General features: G+C 38.5%; 21 protein-coding genes and 3 pseudogenes. 22 read left to right on the top strand and 2 right to left on the bottom strand.

The window, feature by feature from the left end; translation table 11 throughout:
• Nucleotides 1–36 precede the first annotated feature (36 nt).
• From LFLEISCH_RS04345 to LFLEISCH_RS04320, 6 genes are all read left to right on the top strand, one after another.
• Nucleotides 37–1,551: an ABC transporter permease gene (locus LFLEISCH_RS04345; protein WP_007473404.1), complete on the top strand. Its 1,515-nt coding sequence runs from the start codon at nt 37–39 to the stop codon at nt 1,549–1,551.
• A 10-nt stretch (nt 1,552–1,561) separates the two neighbouring features.
• Nucleotides 1,562–2,254 carry an ABC transporter ATP-binding protein gene (locus LFLEISCH_RS04340; protein WP_007473402.1) on the top strand — a complete coding sequence of 231 codons (693 nt, stop codon included), beginning with the start codon at nt 1,562–1,564 and terminating at the stop codon, nt 2,252–2,254.
• 277 nt (nt 2,255–2,531) lie between these two features.
• Nucleotides 2,532–5,165 carry an alanine--tRNA ligase gene (alaS, locus tag LFLEISCH_RS04335; protein ID WP_007473399.1) on the top strand — a complete coding sequence of 878 codons (2,634 nt, stop codon included), beginning with the start codon at nt 2,532–2,534 and terminating at the stop codon, nt 5,163–5,165.
• Nucleotides 5,166–5,333: 168 nt separating this feature from the next.
• Nucleotides 5,334–5,606, top strand: coding sequence for an IreB family regulatory phosphoprotein (locus LFLEISCH_RS04330; RefSeq protein WP_007473397.1), 273 nt, complete (start codon nt 5,334–5,336; stop codon nt 5,604–5,606).
• Nucleotides 5,603–6,019, top strand: coding sequence for a Holliday junction resolvase RuvX (ruvX, locus tag LFLEISCH_RS04325; RefSeq protein ID WP_007473395.1), 417 nt, complete (start codon nt 5,603–5,605; stop codon nt 6,017–6,019). The genes LFLEISCH_RS04330 and ruvX overlap by 4 nt, the downstream gene beginning before the upstream one ends.
• A gap of 13 nt (nt 6,020–6,032) precedes the next feature.
• Nucleotides 6,033–6,338 (top strand): DUF1292 domain-containing protein, encoded by a 306-nt coding sequence (locus LFLEISCH_RS04320; protein ID WP_007473394.1) that lies wholly within the window; start codon nt 6,033–6,035, stop codon nt 6,336–6,338.
• Between the two features lie 45 nt (nt 6,339–6,383).
• Here the strand turns inward: LFLEISCH_RS04320 and LFLEISCH_RS04315 are convergent, their stop codons facing one another.
• Nucleotides 6,384–7,010: a DedA family protein gene (locus tag LFLEISCH_RS04315; protein WP_007473392.1), complete on the bottom strand. Its 627-nt coding sequence runs from the start codon at nt 7,008–7,010 to the stop codon at nt 6,384–6,386.
• 164 nt (nt 7,011–7,174) lie between these two features.
• On the opposite strand from LFLEISCH_RS04315, the gene LFLEISCH_RS04310 reads away from it, so the two are divergent.
• From LFLEISCH_RS04310 to LFLEISCH_RS04280, 7 genes and pseudogenes are all read left to right on the top strand, one after another.
• Nucleotides 7,175–7,375, top strand: coding sequence for a hypothetical protein (locus LFLEISCH_RS04310; RefSeq protein WP_007473390.1), 201 nt, complete (start codon nt 7,175–7,177; stop codon nt 7,373–7,375).
• Between the two features lie 146 nt (nt 7,376–7,521).
• Nucleotides 7,522–8,597, top strand: a pseudogene (gene mltG, locus LFLEISCH_RS04305) (endolytic transglycosylase MltG).
• Between the two features lie 31 nt (nt 8,598–8,628).
• Nucleotides 8,629–9,270 (top strand): O-methyltransferase, encoded by a 642-nt coding sequence (locus tag LFLEISCH_RS04300; RefSeq protein ID WP_007473384.1) that lies wholly within the window; start codon nt 8,629–8,631, stop codon nt 9,268–9,270.
• Nucleotides 9,267–9,899, top strand: coding sequence for a uridine kinase (udk, locus tag LFLEISCH_RS04295; RefSeq protein WP_007473382.1), 633 nt, complete (start codon nt 9,267–9,269; stop codon nt 9,897–9,899). Before LFLEISCH_RS04300 ends, udk begins: the two co-directional genes overlap by 4 nt.
• Before the next feature lie 188 nt (nt 9,900–10,087).
• Nucleotides 10,088–10,567: a transcription elongation factor GreA gene (greA, locus tag LFLEISCH_RS04290; protein WP_007473380.1), complete on the top strand. Its 480-nt coding sequence runs from the start codon at nt 10,088–10,090 to the stop codon at nt 10,565–10,567.
• A 36-nt stretch (nt 10,568–10,603) separates the two neighbouring features.
• Entirely contained in the window at nt 10,604–11,248 is a 645-nt protein-coding gene (locus LFLEISCH_RS04285; protein WP_007473378.1) for a YrrS family protein, read from the top strand.
• A 53-nt stretch (nt 11,249–11,301) separates the two neighbouring features.
• Nucleotides 11,302–12,008, top strand: a pseudogene (locus LFLEISCH_RS04280) (5'-methylthioadenosine/adenosylhomocysteine nucleosidase).
• A gap of 35 nt (nt 12,009–12,043) precedes the next feature.
• Here the strand turns inward: LFLEISCH_RS04280 and LFLEISCH_RS04275 are convergent.
• Entirely contained in the window at nt 12,044–13,846 is a 1,803-nt protein-coding gene (locus LFLEISCH_RS04275) for a M3 family oligoendopeptidase (protein WP_007473377.1), read from the bottom strand.
• A gap of 176 nt (nt 13,847–14,022) precedes the next feature.
• Between LFLEISCH_RS04275 and LFLEISCH_RS04270 the strand changes: the two genes are divergently transcribed.
• The 9 genes and pseudogenes from LFLEISCH_RS04270 (at nt 14,023) to LFLEISCH_RS04230 (ending at nt 19,700) form a co-directional block, all read left to right on the top strand.
• On the top strand, nt 14,023–14,544 hold the full coding sequence (locus tag LFLEISCH_RS04270; RefSeq protein WP_007473374.1) for a YqeG family HAD IIIA-type phosphatase: 522 nt from the start codon (nt 14,023–14,025) through the stop codon (nt 14,542–14,544).
• On the top strand, nt 14,541–15,641 hold the full coding sequence (yqeH, locus tag LFLEISCH_RS04265) for a ribosome biogenesis GTPase YqeH (RefSeq protein ID WP_007473372.1): 1,101 nt from the start codon (nt 14,541–14,543) through the stop codon (nt 15,639–15,641). The genes LFLEISCH_RS04270 and yqeH overlap by 4 nt, the downstream gene beginning before the upstream one ends.
• Before the next feature lie 14 nt (nt 15,642–15,655).
• Entirely contained in the window at nt 15,656–16,465 is an 810-nt protein-coding gene (aroE, locus tag LFLEISCH_RS04260) for a shikimate dehydrogenase (protein WP_007473370.1), read from the top strand.
• Between the two features lie 10 nt (nt 16,466–16,475).
• Nucleotides 16,476–16,766, top strand: coding sequence for a ribosome assembly RNA-binding protein YhbY (gene yhbY, locus LFLEISCH_RS04255; RefSeq protein ID WP_007473368.1), 291 nt, complete (start codon nt 16,476–16,478; stop codon nt 16,764–16,766).
• A 14-nt stretch (nt 16,767–16,780) separates the two neighbouring features.
• A pseudogene (locus LFLEISCH_RS04250) lies at nt 16,781–17,349 on the top strand (nicotinate-nucleotide adenylyltransferase).
• Nucleotides 17,339–17,914 (top strand): bis(5'-nucleosyl)-tetraphosphatase (symmetrical) YqeK, encoded by a 576-nt coding sequence (gene yqeK, locus LFLEISCH_RS04245; RefSeq protein WP_007473362.1) that lies wholly within the window; start codon nt 17,339–17,341, stop codon nt 17,912–17,914. Before LFLEISCH_RS04250 ends, yqeK begins: the two are co-directional and overlap by 11 nt.
• A 3-nt stretch (nt 17,915–17,917) precedes the next feature.
• Nucleotides 17,918–18,274, top strand: a complete 357-nt coding sequence (gene rsfS / locus LFLEISCH_RS04240) for a ribosome silencing factor (RefSeq protein WP_007473360.1) — start codon at nt 17,918–17,920, stop codon at nt 18,272–18,274.
• 14 nt (nt 18,275–18,288) lie between these two features.
• Entirely contained in the window at nt 18,289–19,020 is a 732-nt protein-coding gene (locus LFLEISCH_RS04235) for a class I SAM-dependent DNA methyltransferase (protein WP_007473358.1), read from the top strand.
• Nucleotides 19,021–19,106: 86 nt separating this feature from the next.
• The gene (locus LFLEISCH_RS04230; RefSeq protein ID WP_007473356.1) at nt 19,107–19,700 is read left to right on the top strand and encodes a helix-hairpin-helix domain-containing protein; all 594 of its coding nucleotides are present in this window, start codon (nt 19,107–19,109) and stop codon (nt 19,698–19,700) included.
• The last annotated feature ends 50 nt before the right edge of the window (nt 19,701–19,750 follow it).

Here is a 19,750-nt window from a genome sequence, read left to right as displayed (position 1 = left end):
AATCTTGTTATAGCAACAGCGAATGGAGGAAAAAGTATGAATTTTATAAAACGGGCCTTTTTTAGTATGAAAACAAGAATAGGTCGGACTGCCTTACAACTTATTATCTTTACCATTGTTTCAGTCCTTATTTTATCAGGCTTTACAATTCAGTCTGCAGCAAATAAGGCGAGTGAAATGGCAAAAGAACAACTAGGTGGAACGGTTACATTGACCGTTGATAGAGAAAAGCAAATGAAACAACAACAATCTGAACAAAATAATAGTAATGCCAGCGAAAGAACGCCTCCTTCGTTTCAGAGCACGCCGATTTCTTTAGCGAATGCGGAGAGTCTAGCGAAATTAGACCATGTTGCGAGTTGCAATTATTACTCAAGCACGCAAGCACTGGCGAAAGATTTTGACCCGGTGAAGTCAGAAGGAGATAGTAGTGCGGGGACAGAAGAGTCTGGGGCAGGAAGTAACGAAATGCCGCAGATGGGTGGAGAGAATTCAAGTAGGCAGATGACGCAAGCGGATCTTAGTATTAGTGGCGTTCTGGATTCTAAAACATCAACAGATTTTTCCGGTGGGACTTCTGTGCTTAAAAGTGGTCGGGCTCTAACGAGTAGTGATGTAGGAAAGAAAGTTGTCCTCGTAGAACAAACGCTTGCAGATCAAAATGACTGGCAAGTTGGGGATAAAATTAGTGTTGTGTCGAGCGATGAGGAAACGACGGTTGAACTTGAAATCGTCGGCGTTTATAAAACAAGTGATTCAGGTAGTGATATGGCGAGCAACTTCTCATTTTTAAATCCGTACAATAAAATGTATGTCCCGTATGAGGTCGCGAATACATTAAAGGGTTCTGATTATAAAAATACGGTGGATTCCGCTGTGTATACAATGGATGATGCTTCCAATATTTCTAGCTTTGAAAAGCAAGCTGAAAAAATCGATTCAGTGGATTGGGATACGTATAAATTAGATGCGAACGACACGCTTTATCAGCAAATGATTGGTCCGATTAATAATGTGGCCTCTTTTTCAAAAAATGTGGTCTATATCGTTACGATTGCAGGCGCTTTAATCTTAGCTTTACTGATTATGATGCAAGTGCGAGAACGGAAATACGAAATGGGCGTTTTACTCGCGATTGGCGAAAGTAGAATGAAATTAGTTTTGCAATTTTTTACAGAAATTTTAATGGTCGCGGTAATGTCGTTTATGCTAGCCGGACTAAGTAGCCATTATGTGGCTCAAATAGCAGGTAACCAGTTACTCAGTCAGCAAAATGAAACGGCGCAAACAACGAGTGCAAATGGGCAAAATGAAAATGTTGGCCCTGGAGGTTCAAACGGTCAAGTAGGTCCACGAGATAGGATGCAAAATGGCATTTCAAGCTTAACCCAAAATACCGAAGAAATTAAAAAACTAGATATTCAAGTAACTTTAGCGGATATGTTGAAAATGGGAGGAATAGGTGTAGGAATTGCGTTTATTTCAGTACTTCTTCCAGCAATGACCATTCTACGTATGAATCCAAAAACCATTTTAACCAAACAAGAATAGAGGGATTGTGATGACCAAAATAATAGAGTTTGAACATATTGATTATTGGTATGACAGAAAAGAAGAAAGTATTTTAACGGATATAAATTATACATTTCAAGCAGGCGTATTTTATACGGTTGTCGGAAGTTCTGGTTCAGGGAAAACCACCTTTCTTTCCTTAGCTGGCGGCTTAGATTCACCAAAATCAGGCGATATTTTTTATAAAGGAAAGTCTTTAAAAGAAATGGGTTTACAAACGTTTCGAAATCAATATGTATCGATTGTTTTTCAAAGTTATAATTTACTCACTTATATGACCGCTCTTCAAAATGTCACCACTGCGATGGAAATTACAAAAGTCAAACATCCAAACCGTAAAGAATTTGCTTTAGAAATGCTCGAAAAGGTTGGTATTACAGAAAAAATGGCTAAGCAGCGCGTTTTAACACTGAGCGGTGGTCAACAACAACGTGTCTCGATTGCGCGCGCTTTATGCTGTGAAACAGAGCTAATTGTGGCCGATGAACCGACTGGGAATTTGGATGAGCGAACGAGTAAGGAAGTGGTGCGATTATTCCAAGATTTAGCGCACAAAGAAGGAAAATGTGTGATTATGGTAACGCATGACCCAGAAATTTCTAAAGTATCCGATGTGAAATTGACGCTTAAAAATGGGCAATTCATGTCAAAAGAACAGATAAAATTAACAGTTGACAGATAAGTGCCTCTTCTCTATAATTTAGATGAATAAGGTAGACTATGTAAGAATATCTTTTTAGAGACGCTTTCTTAAGAAGAGAACTTTTCCTTAGGCTGAAAGAAAAGTAGAAGCACCTAAAATGGCTCTCTTATACAAAATAGTCCGTTCATCTGCGTTAAAGATGCTAAAGAGGTAATGATACAAGTCTTGTATCGTTGCAAACAGGGTGGTACCGCGAAATTTTCGTCCCTGTCGCAACGATTTCAAGGCTTATTTTTTTTGAAGGAGGAAAAATAAAATGAAACAACTGACGAGTAGTGAAGTAAGACAAATGTTTCTTGATTTTTTTAAAGAGAAGGGGCATATGGTTGAACCTAGTGCACCTCTAGTTCCAGTAAACGATCCAACACTCCTATGGATTAATAGTGGTGTGGCAACGATGAAAAAATATTTTGACGGATCGGTCATTCCTGATAATCCGCGTCTTGTGAATGCGCAAAAGTCGATTCGTACAAATGATATTGAAAATGTGGGGAAAACGGCTAGGCACCATACTTTTTTTGAAATGCTTGGCAATTTTTCAATCGGCGATTATTTTAAAGAAGGCGCGATTATTTTTGCTTGGGAGTTTTTAACAAGTCCTAAATGGATCGGTTTTGACCCGGAAAAACTATATGTAACGGTTTATCCAGAAGATACTGAAGCAAAAGCAATTTGGAAAGAAAAAATTGGTTTATCAGATGACCACATTGTCGAAATTGAAGATAATTTCTGGGATATTGGCGGCGGTCCATGTGGGCCGGATAGTGAAATTTTTTATGACCGCGGAGAGGCATTTGGAAATGATTCAAGTGATCCTGAACTTTATCCGGGTGGGGAGAACGAACGCTATTTAGAAATTTGGAATTTAGTTTTCTCCCAGTTTAACCACAATCCAGACGGCACATATACCCCGCTTCCTAAACAAAACATTGATACAGGAATGGGCCTTGAGCGTATGGTTTCAATTATTCAAGATGCTAAAACAAATTTTGAAACAGACCTCTTTATGCCTATTATTCGCGATGTCGAACATATCTCTGGTGAAAAATATGGCGTTTCAGATGAGCTTGATGTGGCGTTTAAAGTGATTGCTGACCATATTCGGACTGTCGCTTTTGCGATCGGAGACGGAGCGTTACCTTCAAATGAGGGACGTGGCTATGTGCTTCGTCGTTTGCTACGCCGTGCCGTTCGTTATGCGAAACAATTAGGTATTAATGAGCCCTTTATGTATAAACTTGTGCCTACTGTTGGCAAAATCATGAATGCTTTTTATCCTGAAGTAGAAAAACAACAAGCCTTTATCGAAAAAGTCATTCATAGTGAAGAAGAACGCTTCCATGAAACATTAAATGAAGGACTAGCTATTCTTGAAACTATTTTACATGAAGCTAAAAACGGAGAGGGCGTTATTTCCGGAAAAGACATTTTTAAATTATATGATACTTACGGATTCCCAGTTGAACTCACAGAGGAATACGGAGAGGACCATGGCTTAAAAATCGACCACGAAGGTTTTGAAGCTGAAATGAAAAGACAACGTGACCGCGCACGCGAGGCACGAGCGGACGTCCAATCGATGCAAGTGCAGGGGGAATTGCTTGCAAATCTTAAAGACGAAAGCATTTTCGTCGGTTATGAAAAAACAGAAGCGGAAGCAGAAGTGTTGTACATCATTATGGAGGATAAACTTGTCAATGAGGCGAAAGCCGGTTCGGAGGTTCAAGTTATTTTCACGGAAACTCCATTTTATGCCGAAAGTGGGGGGCAAGTAGCGGATCACGGAACCGTACAAGCTGAATCTGGACTAGCCTTTGTAAGGGATGTCCAAAAAGCGCCTAATAAGCAAAACTTGCACCAAATCACTGTACAAGAAGGCGTAATTAAAGTAAAAGATAAAGTGCGCCTAACGGTAGATGAATATGACCGCAAGAAAACTGTGAAAAACCATACGGCAACCCACTTACTACACCGAGCGCTAAAAGATGTGTTAGGGGAACATGTTAATCAAGCGGGCTCTCTAGTAGCGCCGGACCGTTTGCGTTTTGACTTCTCACATTTCGGCCAAATCACAGATGAAGAACTCTCCAAAATGGAAGCTATCGTAAACGAAAAAATTTGGGAGCAACTCGCTGTAGACATTCGCGAAATGCCGATTGCAGAGGCAAAAGCGCTAGGGGCAATGGCTCTTTTCGGGGAAAAATACGGTGAAGTGGTTCGTGTTGTTAAAATTGGTGACTACAGTATTGAACTTTGTGGTGGTGTCCACGTTAAGAACACAGCGGAAATTGGCCTGTTTAAGATTCAAAGTGAAACAGGCATCGGTGCCGGCACACGCCGAATTGAAGCTTTAACAGGCGAAGCGGCATATCATTTCGTGTCCGAACAAGAAAACAAATTAAAGGAAGCGGCAAAAGCCTTAAAAACAAAACCGCTTGAAGTACCGCAAAAAATTGAACAGCTTCAACAAGAGTTGCGTGACATTCGTCGTGAAAATGATTCCTTACAAGCCAAACTTGCGAGTGCTGCGAGTGATGATATTTTCTCTAGTGCCGAACAAATTGATGGCATTAAAGTCATTCATAAACAGGTAAACGCAAAAGATATGGCCAGCTTGCGCCAATTTGCTGATAACTGGAAAGATAAAAAAATTGGTGGTGTGCTCGTTTTAGGCGCCGTTTCAGATGAAAAAGTCAATTTAATTGCGGCGGTCTCAAAAGATGCCATTGAACAAAACTTGCATGCTGGAAAAATTATTAAAGAAGTGGCCGCACTTTGTGGTGGTAACGGCGGCGGAAAGCCTGATCTTGCGCAAGCTGGCGGAAAAAACCCGGATCAGTTAGCTGCTGCACTTAATGCGGTGCCGTCGATTGTTCAGAAGTTAAGATAACTAGGCGCGCTAGGCGGGATTTAGGCAGCAATTCACAAGACTCATCCCTTTTTAAAACTCCTTTTAAACAATATTAAAATTGTGTTAAACCTGTATAATTTCTTTGTCAATTTAGACTGGGTAGTGTAAAATAGGTGGGAGAGCGAAGGAATTGAGGTGTATAGAGTTATGGGTACGAAAGATCAAACAATGTTTTACAATTTCGGTGATGGCTCCATTGAGGAAGATGTTAAGAAAATCATGAGTCAAGTTTATTCGGCACTTGAAGAGAAAGGATATAATCCCGTTAATCAAATTGTCGGGTACTTGCTTTCGGGTGACCCTGCTTATATCCCGCGTCATCTAGATGCACGAAATTTAATTCGTAAATTGGAACGGGATGAAATCATCGAAGAACTGGTTCGCGCGTATTTAAAAAACAACGAAATTGGTGGAAAATGAGAATAATGGGTTTAGATGTCGGCTCTAAAACAGTCGGCGTTGCGATAAGCGATGCACTAGGATGGACGGCACAAGGCATTGAAACGGTTACGATTAATGAAGATGCTAAACAATTTGGTTATAACCGTATCGCAGAACTTGCGAGTACGTATGAAGTGGAAAAAATCATAGTCGGCTTGCCTAAAAATATGAATAATACACTTGGCCCACGCGCTGAAAGTTCTAAGAAATATGCGGAAGTGCTTCAAAATCGGACAGGGATAGAAGTTTTGCTCTGGGATGAACGTTTAACGACACAAGCAGCGGAACGCACGCTACTTGAAGCAGACGTGAGTCGAAAGAAGCGAAAGCAAGTGATTGATAAACTTGCTGCTGTCATGATTTTACAATCTTATCTAGATGCAAATAAATAAACGAGGTGACAATATGTCAGAAAAGCATGATCATAATCACGAGGAAGAACAAAATTTTATTACAATTGTAAATGAAGAAGGCGTGGAAGAGCAGTTTGAAATTTTATTTAACTTCGATTCCGAGGAGTTTGAAAAATCTTACGTCCTATACTTCCCGGCTGGTGCAGGAGAAGACGAAGAAATTGAAATTTTAGCTTCTTCATACATACAAGATGAAGACGGAAAAGAAGGCCAACTTATGCCGGTCGAAACAGATGATGAGTGGGATATGATTGAAGAAATCTTGGCTACTTTTTTAGCGGACGAAGACGAAGAATAGAAAAAAGGAAATGATAGAGGTTTTAAACCTTATCATTTCCTTTTTTTACTGTTTAGCTCGTGCTTTTTTATTCCAAATTTTATAAGCCAGCCAGATAACGAACAGAATACATAACGCAAGCATTGTGTAGGAAATCGGACGAGTATATTTTTCAACAACTGACCAGTTGGAACCTAGCGTATATCCGAGCCAAGTTAAAAAGAGGTTCCACGGAATGCATCCTAAAATGGTATAGAGCACAAATTTTGTTAAACTCATTTTCGCAATACCAGCAGGGAGCGAGATAAATGTGCGAATGACAGGCAAGATGCGCCCAAAAAATACAGCACTTGCACCATAGCGATTAAACCAAATTTCTGCTTTATCTAAGTGGTTGACATTTAAAAAGATATATTTACCATATTTCAACACCAGTGCGCGTCCGCCAGCTTTTCCAATGTAATAGGCAATGAGTGAGCCTACTAGATTTCCTAAAATTCCGGCAAGGACGACAAGCCAAAAATTTAGTTTTCCAGCTTCGGCCATAAAACCGCCGAATAGCATAATGACTTCACTTGGCAAGGGGATACAGACGCTCTCGATGAGCATAGCAAGAAATATACCAAAATGACCTAGTGTATCAATTAAATACATCACAAAGTCTTGCAAGCTTTGAATAATTGTATGTAACATATAAAGACTCCTTCTAGATTCCATTAACTTTTTTATTATAGCACAAGGAAAATAAATGAGGTATTTTTAAGAAAAGAAAAAGGTTTTGATATGTTTTATCGCGTGACGCTTATAAAAATCTTTGTTATGATGGGAGTATTCAAAATTGAGAAAGAAGGGGTATTATGCAAAAATTTGTTGTCACTGTGCATATGGTGAGCGGTCGTACATATAGTAAAACAGTTGAAAGTGATACGCAAAAAAAAGCCATTTCAGAAGCACTCGTACCAACAGGAGAAGGAACATTCTTACTTGATGATGATGAGGGTTGTTCTGTACGCTTATATAAACGCAACATTGAATCGGTTGAATCTGCTGATGCATAAAAGTGCCGAAAATTCTGAAAGTGATTCTGCTTTCAGAATTTTTTTTGTAAAAGATTAAAATTTGTTTAAAAATAAAAATACACATAGATAAATCTGAAAAAAGTCGGTATAATAAACGGGATAATGTTAAGAAACGAGGGGTTCACTTGAGTAAGTCGAAGGGTAAAAAAATAACCCTAATTATTTCAATCATCATTCTAGTTCTCATAATCGCAACCTTTTCAGGTTATTTTTATGTTCAAAGTCAACTAGAATCTAAAGATGCGGGAAGTAAAAAGGAAATCATTGTAGAAATTCCATCAGGATCAAATGTGAAAGATATTGGAACCATTTTAGAAGATGCGAATGTTATTAATAGTGGGCGTGTTTTTTCTTATTACGTCAAATATACCAATGAGAATAATTTAAAAGCTGGAAAATACCAACTCAGTCCTTCAATGGATACAGACGATATTGTTAAAGTTTTAAAAAATGGTAAAACTGTAGCTCCAGAAAAATTAATAATACCAGAAGGTTATTCACTCGATCAAATTGCGGATAGAATTGTGAATTACCAACCAAATTTAAAAAAAGCTGACGTTTTAAAAGTCATGGATGACCCTACTTTTGTTAAAAAAATGATTCAAAAATATCCAGATACTCTAACAAATGTTGTTTTAGGCAAAGATATCAAACATCCGCTAGAGGGCTATCTATATCCAGCAACCTACACGCTAAAAGACTCAAATGCAACAGCAGAAGCAATTGTTGAAGAAATGATTAAAGCAACAGATATGAACCTTGCGCCTTATCGTGATGAGCTAGCAAAAAAAGAAAAAAAACAGTTCATGAGTTTTTAACCATGTCCTCGATAATTGAAAAAGAAGCGACGCAAAATGTCGATCGTAAAAAAATTGCCAGCGTCTTTTATAATCGTTTAGAAGAAAATATGCGCCTGCAAACAGATCCTACCGTTCTATATGCGCTAGGGAAACATAAGGATAGAACACTTTATTCGGATTTAAAAGTGGATTCACCGTATAACACTTACCGGGTAAACGGCTTACCGCCCGGCCCAATCTCAAACAGCGGCCAAAGCTCCATGGAAGCAGCCCTGTATCCTGAAAAAACTGATTTTCTATACTTTTTAGCGAATACAAAATCCGGTAAAGTTTATTTTTCAAAAACATTAGAGGAACACAATCGTTTAAAAGAAGAACATATTACAAATAATCAAGAATAAAGATAAGTTTATTATTAAAGAGGGGTAGTTTATGAAAGACACCATTCATGATTATCTTGTTGCACAAATTCCTGAAAGATCCGCTTTTTTTAGAGAGATCGAAGAATTTGCAAAAGAAAATCAAGTGCCTATTATGGAAGTGGATTCGTTACACGCGATGTTACAAGTGATGGCGATTCAAAAGCCAAAAAGAATTCTTGAACTTGGAACGGCTATTGGCTATTCGGCTTTACGTATCCAAGAAGTGTTACCTGATGCAGAAATCGTCACCATCGAGCGAGATGAGGAACGCTATCAACTGGCAATCTCGAATTTTAAACGGTACGGGGAAAATCAAGTGGAAGCTGTACTCGGAGATGCTTTACTGGATGCAGATAAATTGGTCAGTAAAGGACCTTACGATGCGATTTTTATTGATGCAGCAAAAGCACAATATGAAAAGTTTTTTGAAATCTATACACAAGTTTTAAGTCAAGAAGGCGTTTTATATAGCGATAATGTCTTATTTAAAGGCTTAGCGCTTGATGAGCCGGATGAAGTGAAAAAAAAGGCGCGTGTTGCTCGTAAAATGCGAGACTTTAATCAATTTTTAGTGGAACAAGAAAATTTTATAACGACTACAATTCCACTAGGTGACGGACTTGCCATTACGAGGAGGAGCGGAATTTCATGAAGAAAAAACCAGTTGTTGTTGGCGTTACCGGAGGATCTGGCTCTGGAAAAACAAGTGTTTGCAAAAAAATATTTGACCATTTTGATGGCCATTCCATTTTAATGATTGAACAAGATTTTTATTATAAAGATCAAACAGAATTATCTTTTGAGGAACGTTTAAAAACAAATTATGACCATCCATTAGCTTTTGACACCGATTTATTAATTGAACATGTGAAGCAGTTGCTCCGCTTTGAAGCCATTGATAAACCAGTTTACGATTATACAAAACATACGCGCTCAGACATGCTCATTCATCAAGAACCGCGGGATGTCATTATTTTAGAAGGAATCTTAATTTTAGAAGATCCAAGATTACGCGATTTAATGGATATTAAAGTATATGTGGATACAGATGATGATATTCGAATTATCCGTCGTTTATTAAGAGACATTAAAGAGCGCGAGCGCTCACTTGATTCTGTTATTGAGCAGTATTTAACGGTTGTGAAGCCGATGCATAATGAATTTATTGAACCAACAAAGAAATATGCCGATATTATTATTCCAGAAGGCGGCCAAAATCATGTGGCCATCGATTTAATGACAACTAAAATTGCTAGTGTACTACAAGAAAATATGGAATAATAGGTTCGTTGGGCTTGTCAAAGCGCCTGATTTACTGTAAAATTTGCGTTATGAAATGAAAGAGATTTGCTTGCTATTTGTAGAAAGACATGATATCTTTCTCTGATGAAGTAAATATTCGATCATGGTGCGGGGATAGTCTCCGTACTTTTCTATACAAAGAATCGTCTAAAAGGAGAGAAACTATTTTGGCAACTGAAAAAGTATTTCCAATGACCCTTGATGGGAAAGCAAAATTAGAAAATGAATTAAACGAACTAAAAACGGTAAAACGTAAAGAAGTCGTTGAGCGAATTAAAATTGCGCGTGGTTTTGGAGATTTATCCGAGAACTCGGAATATGATTCTGCAAAAGATGAGCAAGCGTTTGTTGAAGGTCGTATTACAACGATTGAAAATATGCTTCGTAATGCGCATATTATTGACGGATCCGAAGTGGATAACGATACTGTATCATTAGGTAAAAAAGTAACCTTTGCTGAAGTACCAAATGGTGATGAAGAAACCTATACGATTGTAGGTAGTGCAGAGGCTGATCCATTTGAAGGCCGTATTTCGAATGATTCTCCTATTGCAAAAGGTTTAATCGGACGTTCTATCGGAGAAGAAGTAAACATTCAAACACCAGGCGGAGATATGACGGTTAAAATCGTTAAAATCGAAGCATAATCTGGTATTTTTAACAAGGTGGTGAGACTCAAAAATATGGTGACGAAGCAAAATAAGAATCGCCGTGTGAAACAGAATAGTGTAGAAGGATCTAGACTAGAGTCAAACACGAAACGTAAAAAGACGAATTTAATTCTAAACATTCTTATCATCATTGTATCGATTTTAATTATCGTATCGCTTTATTTTGTTATTTTAGCGACCGATAATACCGATACCCCAACAGAAACAAAAACGGCATCTTCTACAAATAAAAAGGAAGATGCCAAAGCAAGTCGTGAAAAAGAAAAAGCAAGTGAACAAACTGAAAAAGACGACCAAAAGGCAGAGGAAGAAGCATCTTCAGAGAAAAGTGATGATCCTAACGTGTCGAACGTGATTACAAAAGACTGGAAACCAGTTGGAACAAAACAAAGCGGGGAACATGTTAATTCCTACGATGCCACAAGTCGAGATTGGAAAGAAAAAGTCCAAGCCTTTTCAGATGCAACAGGCATTTCAGCAGATAATATGACACTGTGGTTTGTTGGTCGTGGTGCTGACCCTGCAACAGAATCCATAGGAACTGTGTCAGAAAAAAGCACACCTGATAAAGCGTATCGCGTATATATTGCTTGGCGTGACGGAGAGGGCTGGCAACCGATGAAAGTAGAAGAATTAAAGCAAAACGATAAGCGATAAACGCTGGTAATTTCCCGGCGTTTTTGTTTTTTATAAAAAGGAGGTTAGTACCTGTGATTGGAATTATTGGTGCCATGGAAGAAGAAGTAAAAATTTTAAAAGAGCAAATGACGTTACTACTCGAAGAAGAGATTGCGGGAGCGAAATTTTACCGAGGAACGTTAGAAAATCATGAAGTTGTCTTATTGCAATCAGGTATCGGCAAAGTAAATGCAGCTATCTCCACAACGATTTTATGTGACCATTATAAACCTGAGTGGATTATCAATACAGGTTCAGCAGGAGGAATTGGTCCAGATTTAAATGTTTCAGATGTTATCATTTCTAGTCAACTTACATACGGGGATGTGGATGCGACAGCCTTTGGATATATGCTTTTGGACAAGTCCCGCAAATGCCAGCTATGTATCAAAGTGATAAAAAACTATTAGATATGGCAGAAAAAGTCTATATAAATCAATTGAAAGAATCACCCAATAAAGTCGTTTTTGGCCTTATCGTTACAACAGATTCATTTATCGCAACCGATGAGAAACGTGAAGCTATTAAAACATATTTCCCGGAGGTAAAGGCTGTCGAAATGGAGGCAACCGCAATTGCTCAAGTGGCTCATCAGTTTGATACGCCCGTTTTAATTGTTCGAGCACTATCAGATGTTGCGGATAAAGAGGCCGCCATTTCATTCGATGCTTTTTTAGAAACAGCAGCCAAAGCATCATCTGCTTGTATTTTAGCCCTTTTGAAAGAATGGGATGCATAAAAACAGCCTGTCACCAAAAGTGACAGGCTGTTTTTTTATAAGTCTTCTGTTAATGATAAAAATTCTTCGACATCTTGAACCGTAATTTGGACAGCACTTTCCCAGAAATCAGGTTTGGTTAAGTCCACGCCCAGATGTTTTTTTGCAAGTTCTTCAGTTGTCATGGAACCTGTATCTTTTAATAGCGCGATATATTTGTCTTCGTAACTATCGCCTTCTTGAATGGCTTTATGATAGATGCCAAGCGAGAAGAGGTAGCCAAACGTGTAAGGGAAGTTATAAAATGGTACTTCTGAAATATAAAAATGGAGTTTTGAAGCCCAGAATTGTGGATGATACTCATCCAGTGTATCTAAATACGCTTCTCGCTGCGCTTCTTCCATTAAGCGATTAAGAGCATCAACAGATAAAATACCTTTTTTGCGCGCTTCATAAAATCTAGTTTCAAATAAGAAACGAGCATGAATATTCATAAAGAATGCAATACTACGTCCAATTTTATCTTCAAGAAGGGTAATTTTTTCTTCTTTTGAGGTTGCTTCTTTCACGGAAGCATCTGCGATAATCATTTCCGCGAAAGTCGAAGCTGTTTCTGCGACATTCATCGCGTAGTCCGTATTTTCAAATGGTTCATCACGGATTACGTAGGAATGAAAAGCGTGCCCAAGCTCATGCGCCAGTGTCGCGACAGTACCAGGTGCTCCGTCATAGGTCATAAAAATGCGACTCTCTTTTGCAACCGGAAAATCAGTGCAAAATCCGCCGGGGCGTTTATTGTCGCGATCTTCTGCCTCAATCCAGCGATTCTGAAAAGCATGTTCTGCGAAATGTGCCATTTTAGGGCTGAATTTTTGAAACTGCTGAATAATGAATTCGGCACCTTCTTGGAAACTATATTTTTTGGACTCGCCTTCGAAAACGAGAGGAGCTTCAACATCATAAAAACTAAGTTTAGGAATGCCAAGTAATTTGGCCTTACGATTTAGAAACGTAACAAAAGTACTTTTATGTTCGCGAATCACATTCCACATCGCATCAAGTGTCCCTTGTTCCATTCGATTAATAGAAAGCGGTTCAGCAAGCACATTTTCCCAGTTGCGCATCTCGTATGTAGCTAAGCGGAAACCAGCTAAATGGTTTAATGTATCTGCAAAAAGGCGGCCATTTTCTTGCCAGCTATTCGAATAGGCTTTAAACACAGCTTGGCGAACTTCGCGTTTTGGATGGTTTAACATATTGAGAGCCTGACCAGCCGAAAGGTCTTTTATTTCGCCATCTATCTCTACTTTTACGCGAACTTTTGAAACGATTGTATCATAATGATCAGACCAACCTCTGTACCCGTCAACAGAAAGGGCGTTAATCGTTTTTTCTACTTCCTTTGTGCCTTTCTTTTTACGATTTGTACGCGCTTCGTTTAAAACAAAAGCAATTTGTTCAAAACCGTTTTGTTGTAAAATTTCTTTCCAAACTCGGTCTGAAATTTGTGCAAACTTTTCATACCATTCATCTTCTGCTGTTTTTAAAATCGATTGATGTTGGTAGACAAGGGCAGCTAATTCAAGGGCGCGCTCATCCATGACATCAGCGGAGGCTAAACATTCTAAGTAGGAACTTGCCGTTAATAAAACACGTGCAACATCTGCATTTTGATTAATTAAAATGAGGAATGTAGAGGCATCATCTGTATTTTCCGGTATTTGCCAATCCTTAACATTTTGAACAAATTGGTCTAGCTCTTGTTTATTTTCTTTTAGCGCAGTTTGCAGTTCTGTTGAGCTACTGCCACCAGAATAAATTGAATCAAGGTCCCAAACAAGGGAATACTCTTTTGACATGGTTTTTCCTCCCTATCATACGCTTAATTGAAGTATATTTCTCCATCATTATAGCATTAAATCCATCTTTTTTTGTAAAAAAAGCAGAAAGATGGTAAAATTTGTAGATTATCTCTGTAAATCACGGTATGATAGTACTTGCAGAATTTATACTATATAAAATGGGGTGCAAATGAGTGTTAAAGCAATTTTCACCAGACAGGATGTTAAACTCTCCGTTTGGAATTACGGCAGAACATGTTAGAAGTTTAGGCAAAACCACAATTTTAACAGATTTGGACAATACTTTACTTGCTTGGGATGAGATGGATGCGACGCACGAAATTATGAACTGGTTTACATTACTTGAAGCAGAAGGTATTAAAGTGATGATTTTATCGAATAATTCAGAGGAACGTGTGGACCGGGTTGCTCGCGCTACACGAATTCCGTATTTAGCCAAAGCGAAAAAGCCACTTAGTAAAAACTTTAAAAAAGCACTTCGCGAGCTTGACTCGGCGCCTGAGGAAACCATTATGATTGGCGACCAAATTATGACGGATATTTTAGGTGGGAATAGACAAAAGTTGATGACGATTTTTGTTCGCCCAGTAAAGGAAACGGACGGGCTTGCGACAAAGTTTAATCGTTTTATGGAACGTATTATTTTGAAACGATTAGCTAAAAAGCAAAAAATGGAATGGGAGGATTCACTTTGACCGAAGAATTAAGATGTATAGGGTGCGGGGCGATTATTCAGTCGGATGATAAATCAAAACCAGGTTATGCACCAAAATCTTCACTAGAAAAAGAACAAGTGATTTGTCAGCGCTGCTTTCGCTTAAAACATTATAATGAAATTCAAGATGTTTCTTTAACAGATGATGATTTTTTGAAAATCTTAAATGATTTGGGGAGTCAAAAAGCTTTAATTGTCTACGTTGTGGATATTTTTGATTTCGATGGTAGCTGGTTACCTGGCTTACATCGTTTTGTTGGGAATAATCCTGTACTTTTAGTCGGCAATAAAGCGGATTTATTACCAAAATCTTTAAAACGTGATAAATTGACACGTTATATGCGAACTCGTGCGAAAGATTTGGGTTTGCGTGCGACTGATGTGGCTCTTATTAGCGCTGAAAAGGGTTATGGTTTTGAGTCCTTGATGGAGCAAATTGAAGAGCTTAGAGATGGCGCAGATGTTTTTGTAGTAGGTTGTACAAATGTTGGAAAATCAACGTTAATCAATCGCATTATTAAATTTGCAACTGGTGAAAATAATGTCATTACAACATCACAGTTCCCTGGAACAACACTTGATAAAATTGAAATTCCGCTTGAAGGAAATCGCGTTTTAGTTGATACTCCTGGTATTATCAACCACCATCAAATGGCACATTTTATAGGCCCGAAAACATTAAAACTAATTACGCCTAAAAAGGAAATTAAGCCTGTCGTCTATCAATTAAATCAATCGCAAACGCTATTCTTTGGTGCGCTTGCACGTCTTGATTTCACGGAAGGGGAGCGTTCTTCCTTTATTGTGTATATGTCGAATCAGCTTGAGCCGCACCGGACGAAGCTTGAAAAAGCGAATCACCTTTATGAAACACAACGAGGCTTAATTTTAAACCCACCAAGTGAAGAAGATTTAGCTGATTTGCCTGAACTTGTTCCACATCAGTTTGTGATCCGGGAGAAAGCGGATATTGTTTTTTCAGGTTTAGGCTGGGTTTGTGTTCCAAATGGCCATGTGAAAGTGACGGCTTGGGTGCCAAAAGGTGTCAACGTAACGATTCGCGAACCGCTTATTTAGGGAGGGGTGGCATCATGAAAAATTTTGCTGTTATTGGAAATCCTATCTCACATTCATTATCGCCGGAAATGCACAACGCTGCGATTTTGGATCTTGGAATAGACGCCCACTATACGCGGAAGCGATTATCAATAGAACAGTTCGACACGGAATTCCCTCTTTTTTTGGAAAAAATAGAAGGTTGTAATGTGACGGTTCCATTTAAAGAGAGAGTCATTCCATTTTTGGACGAACTTGACGATTTTGCAAGAAAGTGCGGGGCGGTCAATACGATTGTGCGCAGGAATTCGAAGTGGGTTGGCTATAATACAGATGGTCTTGGCTATCTTTTGGGTCTTACTGAAAAAAGAGCGCTCCATAAAAATGACCACGTCTTACTCATTGGAGCAGGTGGTGCAAGTAAGGGCATTTATTTAGCGCTAAAGGAAAAAGTGGGTTGTCAGGTGACCGTTGCAAACCGAACTATCCAAAAAGCGGCGGAGATGATTCGCGATTTTGAAAATGACCGAGCGATTTCACTGGATATGGCGGAAGAGGAGTTAGGAAGTTTTACAATCGTGATTCAAACAACATCCATTGGTCTGCCAAAAACAATAGATGAAACGCCAATTTCACTCCATCATTTAAAACCAGGCACCATTTGCAGCGATATTATTTATAACCCTGCGAAAACATTATTTTTAAAAGAAGCGGAAAAAAGACAAGCTATCATTCAAAATGGTTTGCCAATGTTTATACATCAAGGGGCACTAGCCTTTAGATTATGGACAGGCCAGAAGCCAAGTACGGACGTAATGAAAAAAGCGGTACTGGCTTCATTATAGGAGGAAAACAATGTTAACAAATCCACAAAAACGATTTTTACGTAAAAACGCCCATTCTCTTCATCCCATTTTTCAAGTGGGAAAAGGTGGCGTAACACCGAATATGATTATTCAAATTGCGGAGGCACTTGAAGCGCGTGAACTTATTAAAGTATCAATTTTACAAAATTGCGAAGTGCCAAAAGAAGAAGTGGCTGAAACGATTTCCAGCCGTTCAGGTGCTGAATTAGTGCAAGTGATTGGGCGCACGATTATTTTATACAAAGAATCGAAAAATAAAAAACAAATTGTATTACCTTAATGTGAGGTGAAACTATGAAAAAGCGGGTTGGTATTTTAGGTGGAACGTTTGATCCGCCTCATATCGCGCATTTAATTATTGCAAACGAGGTGAGGGTGGCGCTTTCACTATCAAAAATTATTTTTCTCCCAAACTCCGTTCCACCTCATAAAGAAGCAAGCAGCGCGAAGGCAGAAGACCGCATTGAAATGTTAAAATTAGCAATCTGTGATAACCCTTCTTTTGCACTGGATGAGAGGGAACTCACTCGAAGCGGAAAATCCTATACCTATGATACGATGAAAGAAATGGTGGAAGAAAATCCAGATATCGACTACTATTTTATTATTGGTGGGGATATGTAGAATATTTACCAAATTGGTATAAGATTGACCAGTTAGTGAACTTAGTGCAATTTGTAGGTGTAAACCGGCCAAAATATGACCTACAAACACCTTATCCCGTTTTGAATGTAGAAGTACCGGAGATGTCAGTTTCTTCTTCACTTTTACGCGAACGTGTCGCACAAAAAAAACCAATTGATTATCTTTTGCCAAAAGAGGTTGTCTCATATGTGAAGGAGCATCAGTTATATGAAACGTGAGGAAATGCTTGAAAAAGTTCGCCTAGCTATGCCTGAAAAAAGATTTATTCATACGCTTGGTGTTGAAAAAACGGCTGTAGAATTAGCAAAACGCTATTTTGAATCCGAAGAAAAGGCGAGTATTGCGGCGATTTTACATGATTATGCCAAGTATTATGATGATGAGCTTTCGCGCGAATTAATTATTCGAGAAAAAATGAACCCGGAGTTTTTAGATTATAATAACGCCATTTGGCATGCCCCAATAGGCGCCTATTTGGCGGAGCATGAGTTTGGGATTACAGATAACGAAATTTTAAATGCAATCAGATGGCATACAACTGGAACAGAAAATATGTCCACACTTGATAAAATTATTTTTTTGGCTGACTACACGGAGCCCGGTCGAGATTTTCCTGGCGTAGAAGAAGCAAGAAAAATCACCGCGGCTTCTTTAGATAAAGCGATGTTGTTTGCTCTTTCTCGTACAATTGGGTATTTAGCAAGTAAAGAGCAACCTATTTTTCCGGATACTTTCTCGGCTTATAATCATTTTGCGTTTTCAATAAAGAAGGAGATGTTTTGAAATTTGAACAGTTATGATGTACTGATGTTAGTTGCAAAAGCGGCTGATGATAAACGCGCGGAAGATATTTTAGCGCTGAATATGAAAGGCTTATCTAGTTTTGCGGATTATTTTGTGATTTGTCACGGGAATTCTGATAAACAAGTGGAAGCCATTGCACGTGAAATTAAAGAACAAGCACAGCTTCATGAGATAGAAGTTAAGAGACTTGAGGGCTTAGATGCTGCACAGTGGGTGTTAATTGATTTAGGCGAAGTGATTGTTCATGTATTCCACCGCGATGAGCGTTCTTATTATAATTTAGAGAAGCTTTGGGGCGATGCGCCACTTGAAAATGTATCAGAAGCCTTTACTTCCTAAAGGGGTCTATGCGGATGAGTTACGAATTTTTCCCGATTGTTTATGATGAACTGATGGATGCCGAATTGTATGATGAATGGGCGGATTTTGCACGTCAAGTATTGCCTCAAGCTAAAGGGGCCTTACTTGATCTTGCAAGCGGAACAGGCGAGTTTGCGATTCGGATGCATTTTCTAGGTTATGATGTGACAGGGCTTGATTTGTCAGCGGAAATGGTTCGTGTATCCCAAGATAAAATAAATGCGATTAACTTACCTATTTCTTTTTCAAAAGAAAATATGGCCTATTTTCATCCCAAAAGCGCTTTTGATGTTGTCACCTGTTTTTGCGATTCCCTTAACTATTTAGAAACCGAGGAAGAGCTTATGGCCACGTTTCAGCGAGTTTATGAGCATCTTAATCAGGATGGTGTATTTCTTTTTGATGTGCATTCCGTGTACAAGGTGGATGTAGGCTTTCGTGATTATAGCTACGGCGATAGTGATAGTGCTGTTTCTGTGATTTGGAATTCTTTTGTAGGGGAGCTGCCGCATTCTGTTGAGCATGAATTAACGTTTTTTATTGAAAATGCGGACGGCACGTATACAAGAAAAGACGAACTTCACAAAGAACGCACCTATCCCATAAACGTTTATGAAAATAAATTAATGGCAACAGGATTCAAAAAAATAGAGGTCTATGCAGATTTTTCACTGGAAAAACCACATGAAAAAAGTGAGAGAATCTTCTTTTTAGCAAGAAAGTAGTTTAAAAAGCTACTTTCTTTTTTTTCGTTAATGACGAGGAAAAGGGCTGTTTATGGCGAATAAGTAAAAGTAAAAGGAGAAAAAGAATGAAAGAACTATATGAAAAATTTCCAAAGTGGGTTTGGCTTGGTGTAGGAATTGCGTTTTTGCTTCTTGTCGGCTATATGTTGTTACAATCACCAAATAGCAGTGCAAAAGAAGAAATTAGACCACTTTCAGAAAAACAAGAAGTAGAAAAAGTGGAAAATACTAAAAAACAAACAGTTATTGTGGATGTGAAAGGAGCGATTAAAAAGCCAGGAGTTTATGAAATTGCGGTTGATGGAAGAGTGAAAGATGCGATTGCTGTCTCAGGGGGATTTACAGATGAAGCGGATAAAAATGCCATCAATTTGGCTGAAAAGTTAAAAGATGAAATGGTGATTACAGTGTTTAAAATTGGCGAGACGGAAATCGCTTCTAATGCAAACACGTCTAATCAAAAAGAACAAAAGATAAATGTGAATCAGGCTTCTATTAGTGATTTACAAGAGGTTCCGGGGATTGGAGAGGCGAAAGCAAAAGCTATTCTTGATTATCGCGAAAAAGAAGGGCTGTTTCAAACGATTGATGACTTAAAAAATGTGAGCGGGATTGGAGCAAAAACCGTCGAGAAATTAAAAGAGTATTTAGAAGCCTAAAATTTTGATTGACTACCTAAAAGTTCAAATTTATACTTAAAGATGAAAGT

The organism is Listeria fleischmannii subsp. fleischmannii LU2006-1 (assembly GCF_000344175.1).
Classification (GTDB): domain Bacteria; phylum Bacillota; class Bacilli; order Lactobacillales; family Listeriaceae; genus Listeria; species Listeria fleischmannii.
The sequence above is the reverse complement of the archived record's forward strand: the minus strand, read 5'-3'. Positions and strand labels throughout refer to the sequence as shown.

Bases quoted from the DNA above. Each gene is read 5' to 3' on its own strand.
- LFLEISCH_RS04345 (WP_007473404.1), top strand. From the start codon at position 37: ATGAATTTTATAAAACGGGCCTTTTTTAGTATGAAAACAAGAATAGGT.
- LFLEISCH_RS04340 (WP_007473402.1), top strand. From the start codon at position 1,562: ATGACCAAAATAATAGAGTTTGAACATATTGATTATTGGTATGACAGA.
- alaS (WP_007473399.1), top strand. From the start codon at position 2,532: ATGAAACAACTGACGAGTAGTGAAGTAAGACAAATGTTTCTTGATTTT.
- LFLEISCH_RS04330 (WP_007473397.1), top strand. From the start codon at position 5,334: ATGGGTACGAAAGATCAAACAATGTTTTACAATTTCGGTGATGGCTCC.
- ruvX (WP_007473395.1), top strand. From the start codon at position 5,603: ATGAGAATAATGGGTTTAGATGTCGGCTCTAAAACAGTCGGCGTTGCG.
- LFLEISCH_RS04320 (WP_007473394.1), top strand. From the start codon at position 6,033: ATGTCAGAAAAGCATGATCATAATCACGAGGAAGAACAAAATTTTATT.
- LFLEISCH_RS04315 (WP_007473392.1), bottom strand. From the start codon at position 7,010: ATGTTACATACAATTATTCAAAGCTTGCAAGACTTTGTGATGTATTTA.
- LFLEISCH_RS04310 (WP_007473390.1), top strand. From the start codon at position 7,175: ATGCAAAAATTTGTTGTCACTGTGCATATGGTGAGCGGTCGTACATAT.
- LFLEISCH_RS04300 (WP_007473384.1), top strand. From the start codon at position 8,629: ATGAAAGACACCATTCATGATTATCTTGTTGCACAAATTCCTGAAAGA.
- udk (WP_007473382.1), top strand. From the start codon at position 9,267: ATGAAGAAAAAACCAGTTGTTGTTGGCGTTACCGGAGGATCTGGCTCT.
- LFLEISCH_RS04285 (WP_007473378.1), top strand. From the start codon at position 10,604: ATGGTGACGAAGCAAAATAAGAATCGCCGTGTGAAACAGAATAGTGTA.
- LFLEISCH_RS04275 (WP_007473377.1), bottom strand. From the start codon at position 13,846: ATGTCAAAAGAGTATTCCCTTGTTTGGGACCTTGATTCAATTTATTCT.
- aroE (WP_007473370.1), top strand. From the start codon at position 15,656: ATGAAAAATTTTGCTGTTATTGGAAATCCTATCTCACATTCATTATCG.
- yhbY (WP_007473368.1), top strand. From the start codon at position 16,476: ATGTTAACAAATCCACAAAAACGATTTTTACGTAAAAACGCCCATTCT.
- yqeK (WP_007473362.1), top strand. From the start codon at position 17,339: ATGAAACGTGAGGAAATGCTTGAAAAAGTTCGCCTAGCTATGCCTGAA.
- LFLEISCH_RS04235 (WP_007473358.1), top strand. From the start codon at position 18,289: ATGAGTTACGAATTTTTCCCGATTGTTTATGATGAACTGATGGATGCC.
- LFLEISCH_RS04230 (WP_007473356.1), top strand. From the start codon at position 19,107: ATGAAAGAACTATATGAAAAATTTCCAAAGTGGGTTTGGCTTGGTGTA.